General features: G+C 42.3%; 7 protein-coding genes. 1 reads left to right on the forward strand and 6 read right to left on the reverse strand.

Translation table 11 applies throughout. The annotated features are described in order from the left end of the window. Positions 1–34 precede the first annotated feature (34 nt). The 3 genes from IGI64_RS11100 to IGI64_RS11110 all read right to left on the reverse strand — a co-directional run bounded on the left by IGI64_RS11100 (position 35) and on the right by IGI64_RS11110 (position 6,192). A complete protein-coding gene (locus tag IGI64_RS11100) occupies positions 35–3,064 on the reverse strand; it encodes an adhesive domain-containing protein (RefSeq protein ID WP_429940578.1) in 3,030 nt (1,009 codons plus the stop codon). Positions 3,065–3,614: 550 nt separating this feature from the next. After that, positions 3,615–3,956, reverse strand: a complete 342-nt coding sequence (locus IGI64_RS11105; protein WP_016624934.1) for a YlbF family regulator — start codon at positions 3,954–3,956, stop codon at positions 3,615–3,617. A gap of 67 nt (positions 3,957–4,023) precedes the next feature. Then, positions 4,024–6,192: a PBP1A family penicillin-binding protein gene (locus tag IGI64_RS11110; RefSeq protein WP_429940579.1), complete on the reverse strand. Its 2,169-nt coding sequence runs from the start codon at positions 6,190–6,192 to the stop codon at positions 4,024–4,026. 199 nt (positions 6,193–6,391) lie between these two features. Between IGI64_RS11110 and IGI64_RS11115 the strand changes: the two genes are divergently transcribed. Then, on the forward strand, positions 6,392–7,246 hold the full coding sequence (locus tag IGI64_RS11115) for an RluA family pseudouridine synthase (protein WP_429940580.1): 855 nt from the start codon (positions 6,392–6,394) through the stop codon (positions 7,244–7,246). A 74-nt stretch (positions 7,247–7,320) separates the two neighbouring features. Here IGI64_RS11115 and IGI64_RS11120 read toward each other — a convergent pair whose 3' ends face one another. The 3 genes from IGI64_RS11120 to IGI64_RS11130 are packed head-to-tail and all read right to left on the reverse strand — an operon-like array spanning position 7,321 to position 12,178. Further along, positions 7,321–8,193 carry an ROK family protein gene (locus tag IGI64_RS11120; protein WP_429940581.1) on the reverse strand — a complete coding sequence of 291 codons (873 nt, stop codon included), beginning with the start codon at positions 8,191–8,193 and terminating at the stop codon, positions 7,321–7,323. Next, positions 8,178–10,877, reverse strand: a complete 2,700-nt coding sequence (locus tag IGI64_RS11125) for an alpha-mannosidase (RefSeq protein WP_429940582.1) — start codon at positions 10,875–10,877, stop codon at positions 8,178–8,180. The genes IGI64_RS11120 and IGI64_RS11125 overlap by 16 nt, the downstream gene beginning before the upstream one ends. An 11-nt stretch (positions 10,878–10,888) precedes the next feature. Next, a complete protein-coding gene (locus IGI64_RS11130; RefSeq protein ID WP_429940583.1) occupies positions 10,889–12,178 on the reverse strand; it encodes a glycoside hydrolase family 125 protein in 1,290 nt (429 codons plus the stop codon). Positions 12,179–12,206: the final 28 nt, after the last annotated feature.

Raw genomic sequence — 12,206 nt, forward strand, 5'->3', positions numbered from 1 at the left:
GATCCCTCTTCATCAAAGTCATTATTTTGATTGCTTATTTATTCTTTTTTTCTTTTCTTGTTTTACCCCAAAGTCCTAATCCGGAAAGGAAAGCAACTAGTGCACCTAGTAGCGAAACAGAAGATGTAGATTCATCAGCTGTTTTAGGATACATCGTTGGCGTATGATTAGATGCTCCTTTTCCACTATAGCTGCTTCCATGACTTCCGTTATTACCACTACTTAGATGATGCAGCGGCAATTGAGGTGTCGTGCCAGTTCCAGAGGAGTTTCCAGGATGATTGTTAGAAAGGAAAGCCACGCCGTTCGAACTATTATCTGTATCCGGATCATCTAGTATTCCTGAATGGTTACCATGTAGTCCGTCAGCATCAGAATCGGCATCGGCGTCAGAATCGGCATCAGCATCTGCATCGGCGTCGGCATCCGCATCAGCATCGGCGTCAGCATCAGCGTCAGCATCGGCATCCGCATCTGCATCCGCATCTGCATCAGAATCGGCGTCAGCGTCAGCATCGGCATCCGCATCCGCATCGGCATCAGCATCGGCATCCGCATCAGCGTCGGCATCCGCATCGGCATCGGCATCGGCATCCGCATCCGCATCAGCGTCAGCATCGGCATCCGCATCGGCATCCGCATCAGAATCTGCATCGGCATCGGCGTCAGCATCCGCATCCGCATCAGCGTCAGCATCGGCATCAGCATCCGCATCGGCGTCAGCGTCAGCATCGGCGTCAGCATCAGCGTCAGCATCGGCATCAGCATCGGCGTCAGAATCGGCATCGGCATCAGCGTCGGCATCAGCGTCAGCATCGGCATCAGAATCGGCATCGGCGTCGGCATCCGCATCCGCGTCCGCATCAGCATCAGCGTCAGCATCAGCGTCGGCATCAGCATCGGCGTCGGCATCCGCATCAGCGTCAGCATCAGCATCGGCATCCGCATCAGAATCAGCGTCCGCATCCGCATCGGCATCCGCATCCGCATCGGCGTCGGCATCCGCATCCGCATCAGCGTCGGCATCCGCATCAGCATCAGCGTCCGCATCGGCATCCGCATCAGAATCGGCATCGGCGTCAGCATCCGCATCGGCATCGGCGTCGGCATCAGCATCCGCATCAGCGTCCGCATCCGCATCGGCGTCAGCATCAGCGTCAGCATCGGCATCCGCATCTGCATCGGCATCAGAATCGGCGTCAGCGTCAGCATCTGCATCTGCATCAGCATCGGCATCGGCATCCGCATCCGCATCAGCGTCGGCATCAGCATCAGAATCGGCGTCGGCATCAGCATCAGCATCAGCGTCAGCATCTGCATCAGCATCGGCATCCGCATCCGCATCGGCGTCAGCGTCAGCATCCGCATCAGCATCAGCGTCAGAATCAGCATCGGCATCAGCATCCGCATCGGCGTCAGCATCGGCGTCAGCATCAGCGTCAGCATCGGCATCCGCATCGGCATCCGCATCGGCGTCAGAATCGGCATCGGCATCAGCGTCGGCATCGGCATCAGCGTCAGCATCGGCATCCGCATCAGAATCGGCGTCGGCATCAGCATCAGCGTCCGCGTCCGCATCAGCGTCAGCATCAGCGTCGGCATCCGCATCCGCATCGGCGTCAGCATCAGCATCAGCGTCAGCATCAGCATCGGCATCCGCATCCGCATCAGAATCAGCGTCCGCATCCGCATCAGCATCAGAATCTGCATCAGAATCTGCATCAGCGTCCGCATCCGCATCGGCATCCGCTTCGTCGTCGTCAGGGATTACTGCTGGTGTTGGTAAGCTTGGCGTATTGTCGTGGTCGTAAGCAATTAATTCAATTTCATCTAATGGGTCAACAAGATCCGCTGAAACAGGAATAGTAAAGTTTCCATTTTCGTCCGCTAAACCTTCACCCACTACTTCACCATCTTGGTAGATTCGTACTCGTGCATTTGGATCAGCCATACCTGTCACTTCATAATTATCTGTAGAATTTCCAGTCACTTGGACATTGTAAGGTGGAGTTACTTCACTTGCTTCATAATAAACAGGGGTATAACCATCGCTATTAGAGGCAATAGATAGAGAAAGTACATCCGATTTCACAATCGTTGCTAAAAATCCTGCTTCATAAGGACTCCCTATATCAACACCCGCGTCTAGCAAACCTTGATAAGTTGGATCTTGGATCGTTGTAGGAATTGATACATTTGTTTCACCTAACACGCTGGCATCAGCAAGCGTACCAATCAAATCTGAACCTACATTTACTAAGGCTTCTGCTGTACCGATAGCCGTTGCAAATATAGGTTTAACAGTTGTTGATAAAGCAAGGTCAACGGCTGGTCCTGCAATTCCTGTAGCATCCAAGCTTTGAACTGCATTATTCAAATCTGTTAAAATCGTTACCAATGATTCTCTAATAACTGTTTCTAACGCTCCATCAAGTTCAGCGTAAATATATTCGTCACCTTGCATTTGTAAAGGTACAGAAACTTGGGCTGAAGTAATGTTGCTTAAATTCTCTAATAAATCCAATTGCTCATAAACTTCATCCAGATTCACGCTTGCTAATGGGTTTGAAGCCAATAATCCGTCGATAGTATCTACCAACGTACCTACAGCTCCATCCACAACACCTAAAAGAGGATCTAACGCGTTAGCTGGAAGTAAAATATCTGTAGAAAAAGTTGCTGTACCATTCGGAGCAACTAGCCCTTGCATCTCTTCTGGGATCGCCAAAACGGCATAGCGCCGCCCATTTACTACACTAAGATCAATCCCGCTGTCGGCAGTAATGTTAAAAGTAATGTTACGTGCAGCATTTTCAAGCGGATAAGCATTAGCTTCGCTCGTTCCGCTATCATTGGAAGAACTTAAATTACTGAACAATTGACCACTTATCACGTCCGCGTAAGCATTGTGCGACTCTACCGTAAACAAAGGCGTAGCGATGGAAATCGGCGCCAACCCAAACAACATACCAGCAGCTAATGAAGAACCAACAAATAAATACTTTTTAGAACGACGCTTCATTTTCGCTTTTTGGTCCATCCATTTTTTATAATCCCTTTTCATCCTTCATCCTCCCTGACAAATAAATTCAATTAGCCAGCTAGCTGTTAACCAAAAACCATTTTCAACTTAAGTTGAGAGAAATATATCAAAATATTCATAAATAAACTAATCAAACGCTCATTTTTCTTTATCAATTTTAATCTCCTCGGAAATCCCTTTAATTTTAAAGGGTTTTATATATCGTTTTTTTAAAGGTGGAAAATCAAAAATAACATGCCCTACAAAAGTTGATACATAGGTAAAAAAAGCACATCCACCTGATAAATACCACCTGAATTTTCATTATAAAATAAAAAAGTTCAACTTAATAAAAGTGGAAAATCATAGAAACAAAGGAAAAAACCTTTCATAAAATATAAAAATTTTTATACTTTTTAATTGCAATTTTATTCACAAATTGTATATAGATAAAGTTTATCCATTAAATAGGCATTAAAAAAAACAACCATTTTTTATTCGAATTTCGTCGTTTTTAGACAAAAAAATAAGACAGACAAAAGGAATACTTTCGTCTGTCTTAGAATCTTGTTCTTATCTTTGCTAAGAAATCTTATTCGCTGTATAGGTCGCGAACTGGTGTCATGATGATGCGGTTCAGATCATTGATGATTGTGCTGAAGCCTTGTTCTTTTTGCATCAAGTCGTTGATCACTTCTTCTGCTTGGATTTTCATTGACATTGCCTGTGCATTCATTGCATCTTCATCAGAAAATTCTTCTCCGCGCATTTGTTTCTCTTGCAATTCTAGCTGCATTGCTTGGAAATCTTTGAACAATTTATGTGCTGATTCGTTTGCTTTTACTTTGTCGTACGCAGCTTGTAATTCTTTAAATTCAGGTAATTCACGAATTTCGCGTTCGATTTGATTGGCGCTGTCATAGATATTTGTCATTTTTTCTGCCTCTTTTCTGCTTTAGTTTCTCTTTCATTGTACCATGAGGATTCTGGTTTTCAAAATCCTACTGTCCCTGATAACTATCCCAGAGATTCCTTGCTGCATCACCGATTCCTCGAATTCCTTCTCGCAGCATATCGCCAAATCCTTTTAATCCTTCTTTGGCTTGTTCACCGTAACGATCGATATTCTCTCGCCACTGGCTGCTGTTATCTTCGCTTGAAGAATTTGTTTCATCCACTGGTGTTGCACTGCCTCCCGTAGTATACGCGTTCGCTACTTCAAAAGGTGTTTGTTCTGTGTAAGGCAGGATTCCTTCAGCAGCTGATTTGAAAACTTTTCCTACAACATTCCCGCTTGTTCCTTCTAAAAAGTGAAGTTCGCTTGCTTCTTCAAAGCCCATCCATGTAGAGATCACAACATCTGGCGTATACCCTACGATCCATTGGTCATTGGCTTTTGTTGCATCAAAACTTGTCTCAGTTGTCCCTGTTTTCCCAGCGACTGTAAACCCATATGGATTAGCGGCTACTCCGGTCCCATTTGAAAAAGTGCCCAACATCATGCTGGTCATTTCGTCCGCAGTTTCTTTCGAGACAACTTGCTTCGACTGTGCATCCGTATTATCTATAATCACGGCACCTGTTGAATCAACGATTTTCGTAATCAAATGCGGCGTATAGATTTTTCCATCATTTGCAAAAGCACTATATGCACTTGCCATAGTCAAAGGAGAAGTTCCTCTTTTCAGTCCGCCTAATGCCAAACCATAATACTTATCTGAGTCATCTAGCGGCAAACCGAATTCTTCCGTTTTATCAAACCCTTTTTGCAAGCCGATCTCATGAAGAAGCCAAACAGCAGGCAAGTTCAAACTCTGTGCCAAAGCTTGATACATTGGGACTTCGCCTTGGTATGTCCCATCAAAGTTATGTGCTTCATAGTAGCTTTGCGGCTCATCTTTTAAAATACTATCTGGTTTGTATCCTGCTTCCAAAGCGGGTGCATATACACTCAACGGTTTGATCGTTGATCCAGGCGAGCGACGCATTTGTGTTGCAAAGTTGAATCCTCTAAAAACATGATCGCCTCTTCGACCAACTAATGCTCTAACACCGCCTGTTTTCGGATCCAGTGCCACTGAGGCGGATTGGACCATTGCGCCATCTGAAGCATTCGGTGGAAACAGCTGATTATTTTGATAAGTTGCTTCCAATTGCTGCTGGTAATTTTGATCAAGAGAAGTATAGATTTTAAAGCCTTTGTTCATGACATCTTCTTCTTTTAATCCATATTCTTCGACTGCTTCGTCGATCACCGCATCAAAATAGTAAGGGTAACGATAACCTGTTTCAGAATTCGTGTACGTATCGTTCAGATTATTTGCGATGTTCGTTTGGCTTTCGGCCGTTTCTTGTTCTTTTGTGATTTTTCCATTGTCTGCCATCACACTCAACACAGTATTTCGGCGGTTATTCGCATTTTCAGGATGATCGATCGGATTGTAGATTCCTGGTCCTTTCAGCATCCCAGCCAAAGTCGCTGCCTCGCCTAATGTCACATTCGCAGCATCGACACCAAAGTAACGTCTTGAAGCATCTTGCACACCCCAGACACCATTTCCGAAATACGCATTATTCAAATACATAGTCAAGATTTCTTCTTTACTGTATTTCTTTTCTATCTCAATAGCTAAAAAGAGTTCTTTTGCTTTTCGGTCAAAGGTTTGATCCAGCGTCAAGTAAGCATTTTTTGCTAATTGCTGGGTGATCGTACTTCCGCCGCCGCCGGACGTACCGCCTTTGGAAAGAACCATTCGGACAGCGGCTCGTGCAATCCCTTTGATATCAAATCCATGGTGATGATAAAAATTCCGATCTTCTGTTGAGATGACCGCATCTTGTATGTACGGCGATATTTTATCTAATTCGACATACGTTCCTTTTTGGGCATAGAGTGTTCCTGCCTCTTCATTATTCTTGTCATAGATGACCGTCGATTGGCTCAAGCCTGATTTCAACGTCTCGACGTTCGCCTGTTTTGCCAAAATAAAAAGATAAATACTCATAACCAGCACAACGATTAATCCGAGAAGCAAAATGATCTTATTGACATGGTATTTCTTCCAGATTCGTTTGCGCCACTGATGAAATTGGCTGAGGTATGGTTTGAGCCAACGCCAAAAACTGACCAAAGCAGTTTTTATCTTTCCCCAAATGCTTTGAAAATCCATTCAATTGTTCTCCTATTCTGTTTTGTTTCATGTTTTCTAGTGTAGCATAAAAAAAGACTGACTTCTCCCGTCTTTAGACTGAACTTTGAGTAACCAAATTCAGTTTACCAATGGTTTCCTAGGAAATAACTGTTTTTTTCTTAAATATCTTTTAAAAATGTTACAATGAAGCTGTATTTACAAGGAAAGGAACAAACAAATGGACATTACCATTACTTTACCGAAAGATCATCCAACTGCTACGATCCGTGAACTACTGGAAAAAGAATGGCTCGTTCCTCGAAAAGTCCGGCATTTTTTGCGTATACGCAAGAATGTTTGGATCAATCAAGAACCCGCCCTTTTTCATCATGAAGCTGTTGGAGGCGATCAGATAACGCTTAGATTTGAAGAAACAGATTATCAACACCAAGAGATTCATTTAGGCAACGCTGAAAACATTATGCCTTTATATGAAGATGACCAGCTGATCATCATTAATAAACCAGCAGGAATGAAAACACACCCGAACCACCCAGATGAAAAGGATACACTGTTAAATCATCTCGCTGCTTATCTTGAGCCGAAAGATCAACGACCTTATGTTGTCCATCGCCTGGACAAAGAAACGAGCGGAGCGATTTTATTTGCAAAAAATCCCTTTATCTTACCTATTTTAGGACGTTTATTGGAACAAAAAGCCATCTATCGACGCTATCAAGCAATTGTTTGGGGCAAACTTTCTCACGATCAAACCATTCGAAAGAAAATTGGACGAGATCGGCATGACCGCCGAAAACGCGTGATTGATCCAAGAAATGGTCAACCAGCCGTCACTCATGTCTCGATAGCAGGACATCAAAACGACAAGACCTTGGTTTATTGCGTACTTGATACAGGTCGAACCCATCAAATCCGCGTTCATCTTGAAAGCATTGGGCATCCAATCGTCGGCGATCCTCTTTACCAAAAGAAACCAGCGAAACGGCTGATGCTCCATGCCAAAGAACTTCACATGACGCATCCTTTCACACAGGAAGAAATCATTGCTTCCGCTGATCCAGGTTTATGGTAACAGCTATTTATTTCTGCGAAAAAACCTCTGAAAAAATTTTTTCAGAGGTTTCTATTTTATTTATTTCTTAAATGTTACACAAACGCATTGGCCTTTGCTTCCGCTTCTGCCAACATCAAAGCACCTTTGATCCCACTCTCATTTGGTAATCCCCAGCGAACGATATAATCTTCTGGCGCTGGTGTTTCCATGTAGCCTGCCATCAATTCTGTAAATTGTGTACGTATTTTTTGCAGCAAATGATCTTGATTCATTACACCGCCGCCCAAAATAATGACTTCAGGAGCAAGCGTCAATGTATAATTGATCAGCGCTTGCGCAATATAATATGCTTGAATATCCCAAACTGGATGGTCTTCCGGAAGATCTTGTCCTTTGATTCCTGTTCTTTTTTCTAAAGATGGACCTGCTGCCAAACCTTCTAAGCAGTCTTTATGATAGGGACATGTCCCTTCATACGTATCATCAGGATGTCTTTTTACCCAGATGTGTCCCATTTCCGGATGAGCGATCCCTTGAAAAATCTCTTGGTTTTGCACGATGCCCGCACCGATCCCTGTTCCGACAGTCAAATAAATACAGCTGTTCTTTCCATGTGCAGCTCCTTGTTTCAATTCGCCGTAAGCCGCAGCATTCACGTCCGTCGTCCAAGCCATAGGAATCGCATATCGTTCTTTTATTTTTCCAAGAAAATCGAAATCGCTCCAGCCTTTTTTAGGTGTTGCTAATACATGCCCATAATTTGGATTTTCTGGGTTGATGCCAATAGGACCAAATGATCCAATGCCTAATGCATCTAAAGAAAATCGGTCAAAAAAAGCAAAAACCTGCTCCAATGTTTCTTCTGGATGTGTTGTAGGAACACTGACTTTCTCAATAATCGTTTGTGTTTCGTCTGAGACAGCGCATACAAATTTTGTGCCGCCAGCTTCTATTCCGCCGTACATGTTGTTTCCTCCTCAAAACCAATTGTTCGAATCTCGTGAGGGTAAATCGTCATTGGAGGTGTCTGCTGGCAATCTTCTTCCAACAGATTCAGCAATTTCCCGTTTTTTTGCTGCTTGGTGATCGTCAAAGGCATCTCTTTTTCTGACATGTTATATCCTCGCAAGATTGCTTCATTCATTTTACCACGTTTTAAAGCAGTTGGTGCAAACGTTTTCCCATTTATTTCTAAATATTTCTTTTTACTTGGTTCTTTTCCTTCTTTTTTTGGCAATTGGATCGCAGAGAAAGGAATTTGCGCTGCATAGGCATGTTTATAAGCTGTATAACGTTCTTTAGCAGAAGTGATCTCTAGACTATAGTGGAAGATATGTTTTCCTAAACATTGCGCTTCTGGTGTCGCAAAATACCCCCAATCACCTAGCTCACCGACACAGCGGAGCAAGGTCAAAGCAATTGTGTCTCCACTAAAAACCTCGTACTCATTCAAACCATAATTGCCGACAGTAACGCTGATTTTTTCATCATGCAAATTGACAAACGCATGCTGATGTTGAGGATTTTCCGGATTTTTCCAAGAAGACGACACTTGATTTGGTCGTTTTACCACTTCAAAAATACTGTCTGCTTCGTGATGTTCCACATGTAACTTTGTTGGGAACAAGATTCGCAGTCGATGATCCTTCATTTGATTGTTTATCTTTGTTTCAAAATCGATTTTTCTGCTATTTTTTCTCAAGGTTATGACTGTTTCTATTGGAAATATTGCCGTTTCTTCTGAGCGTTGTGCTTTACGTTCACGAAATTCGACCATCATTTGCTGTTCTTTGGTTAACTGTTCATCCGCAGAAACAGGAAGCAGCATGTTTTGATTGATTTTTATTTGTGCTTGTTCTGGACTATTTTTCAGGATCTGAATTACAGCTTCACCTTCTGTAGATAAAATCGGCTGCGTATTTTCTGGCTTTTTATAAACATATTCATTCCCGATATCTCCTGTATCTTCAAAAACATGCAAACCAGAAAAAATCTCGCCGCTCTCTTTATCCTTCACTTCTAAAGAACCATTTTTTTGAACAGCGAGCTGGACCCATTCGTTTTCTAAACCCCAGCCGTCATTTTGGATAAGCAAATTTTGTTCTTGTTCTTCTTCAATATAGGCTCCTTCTGCTAAGGCAAAAGTTTCCCAAGAAAAAGCAGGCATGTCATGGATAGGCAAAGTAACCGTAACTACTCGCGCAACATAAGGGATACGGAAGCTTTCATCCGGCAATTCATATCCAAACACTGTCTCAACTGGAGAAAATTCTGCTGGTACGTATTCTCCGTCTTTTGTTTCAACATGATAATCCATTAAAGGAAGTTTTTCTAATTCGTCATATAAGAAAGGTGGTGCACCTTCTGCGAATGTTTTTCTTGTCAATTCGATCGTGATGGAGACTTCTCCTGTTTTTTCAAAACCGCTTGTATTAAAAATCGTAAATGGATAACTGTTTTTTGGAAAATCCTTTGTATCGATTGATTGCCCAATCTCCTTTAACGCTTTTTCGGCGAGAAATTTCCCTACTTGATCGGCTTTTTCAAACCGAGTAATCATTTCTCGATGGACATCATCGATCGAACAGCCGCAAATGCTGTCGTGCGGGTGGTTTTGCATCAATGTTTTCCAAGCATAGTCTAATTGATCATGCGGGTACTTCCCTGTTTGTTCATAGGCAATCGTTGCTAAAGGTTCCGTGATATTTTCTAATTGTCTTTGGACTCGTGTATTCCATTGTTTCAAATAAACACGGCTAGAAGCAGTATTCGCTAATGTATACCAGCCATCTGTTTCTTGACTCGTTAATTCTCCCGCAACTTGACCTATTTCTTCTGGCAAATCGCTTTTTAGTGCTGCAAGATAGTCAGTAAAATTAGAATGGATAAATTCATATTCTGGATATAACTTATTAGCTAACGCTATAGCCTTTGATATATCTTTTTGAACTGGTTGATGATCGACCCCGTTCATCATCAATAAATGATCCGTCGAAACAAATTTTTCAGCATCTGCTAATTTTTGATCCCAAAATAGTTTTGCTTGTTCTTCGTCTGAAGGAATCTCATTGCCGTTACTGTACCAATTTGCAAAAAGCAAACCGAAAATCTCTGTTTGATCTGGCCCTTTCCACCACATTTCTGAATACTGAGAAGTATAATTTTCATCCTCTAAAATCTCGTTGGCGAAGCCGATTGGTTTTACTCCTCGTCCAAAAGCTGCTGCATCTAACCCTGCCTTTTTCATTAATTGCGGTGTTTGCCCCATGTTGCCGAACGTATCGGGAAAATACCCCAGTTTGACAGATGCTCCCCATTTTTCGCTCTCTTTGTGCCCAATCAGCATGTTTCGAACGTTGGCTTCTGGACTTACTAAAAATGCATCTTGCAAAATATAAAAGGGACCGATTCTCAGCTTTCCAGATTGGACTGCTTTCTTTACTGCTTCCTTTTTTTCTGGACGCACTTGAAGATAGTCATCTAATATAATCGTCTGTCCGTCTAAATGAAAACTGTCGAAATCAGGATCTTTCTCAAATAGTTCCAGCAAATCGTCCATTAATTGGATCAAACGCATATGGTGCTGCTCATAAGATAAGTACCATTCGCGATCCCAATGACTGTGGGAAATGATATATACTTTTTTCATCGAAGTTCCTCCTATTTCTTCACTCGGATATCAAAATAATCCATGACTAATTCACAAAACATCATATTTGCCCACGAAAACCATTCACGTGTATATTGATTTGGGTCATTTACATCAAAGCCTTCGTGCATCATTTTTGTCCCAGCATCTGTCGCTGTCAGCAAATCAAGAATCCGTTCTTTTTCTTTTTTGTCAGAGGCAGTCAATCCTTCCATCGCTAAAGCAATCGGCCAGATATAGCTTTTTGGTGTATGAGAAGAACCGATTCCTTTTGCGTACTTTCCTTCATAAAAATAGGGATTTTCTTTGCTCAATAACGTTTTTCGCGTTTGCTGATAAATCCGTTCTTCATTTGTCCCATAGCCTAGATAAGGAGCCGATAACAAATTGGGTACATTGCTGTCGTCCATCAATACGGCATTTCCTTGACCATCTACTTCATAAGCATAGACCTCTTCTCCAGCTTTATTTGCAATGATTCCATGCTGTTCAATCCCTGCTTGAATCTGTTTTCTTAAACTTTCGGCTTCTTTTGCCAAAGCTTCATCTTTCACCACAGATAGAAACAGCTCCTCGATGTACTCTAAGATAACAACTGCAAACATATTCGAAGGAATCAAATACCCATAGATACACGCATCATCACTTGGTCGGAATCCTGACCATGTCAAACCAGTTTGCACTACTTCTGCACCTTTCCCATCATTGACCAATGTGTCTTCAAATCGCGTTGTTTCTCGGACAAATGAATAAGAGGATTGTTGATGATTTTGTTCTGTTTTGAATACTTTGATGATTTTTCGAACACCGTTTTTAAATGTTTCATCAAAGTGATCCGTGCGGCCAGTATTTTTGTAAAAAAGATACGCGAGCTGGACTGGATAGCAAAGCGAATCGATCTCATACTTTCTCTCCCAGATCCAGTCGTTCATTGTTGTGTGGTCTTTTTGATGCCCAGCCCCATTCGCTTCTTCATTAAATGCATTTGCATATGGATCAATGTTGATATAAAAGAACTGTTTTCTTATCAATCCGCAAATCATATTTCCTAAATCTTCATCCTCTTTTGCTAAAACAAGATAAGGTCGGACTTGTGCGGTGGAATCTCTCAGCCACATTGCTGGAATGTCTCCCGTAAGTAAGAAAGTCGTTCCATCAGCATGCCGTTTCACTGTTGTCAGCAATGTATTCGCAAATCCTGCATTAAAGTTTTCTGCCCATGCAGCATGGTGTGTACCGCATTTTTTTGTTATTTCCACCATAAATGATTCCACTGAATTTGGTATATCTTTATAAACCATTTTTGTTTCACCCCTTCTATTTGATATA

Source organism: Enterococcus sp. DIV0210g (assembly GCF_050559705.1).
GTDB classification, from domain to species: Bacteria; Bacillota; Bacilli; order Lactobacillales; family Enterococcaceae; genus Enterococcus_B; species Enterococcus_B faecalis_A.

Coding starts and splice junctions, on each gene's coding strand:
- IGI64_RS11130 (WP_429940583.1), bottom strand. CDS start 12,178: ATGGTTTATAAAGATATACCAAATTCAGTGGAATCATTTATGGTGGAA.
- IGI64_RS11120 (WP_429940581.1), bottom strand. CDS start 8,193: ATGTACGGCGGAATAGAAGCTGGCGGCACAAAATTTGTATGCGCTGTC.
- IGI64_RS11115 (WP_429940580.1), top strand. CDS start 6,392: ATGGACATTACCATTACTTTACCGAAAGATCATCCAACTGCTACGATC.
- IGI64_RS11125 (WP_429940582.1), bottom strand. CDS start 10,877: ATGAAAAAAGTATATATCATTTCCCACAGTCATTGGGATCGCGAATGG.
- IGI64_RS11110 (WP_429940579.1), bottom strand. CDS start 6,192: ATGGATTTTCAAAGCATTTGGGGAAAGATAAAAACTGCTTTGGTCAGT.
- IGI64_RS11105 (WP_016624934.1), bottom strand. CDS start 3,956: ATGACAAATATCTATGACAGCGCCAATCAAATCGAACGCGAAATTCGT.
- IGI64_RS11100 (WP_429940578.1), bottom strand. CDS start 3,064: ATGAAAAGGGATTATAAAAAATGGATGGACCAAAAAGCGAAAATGAAG.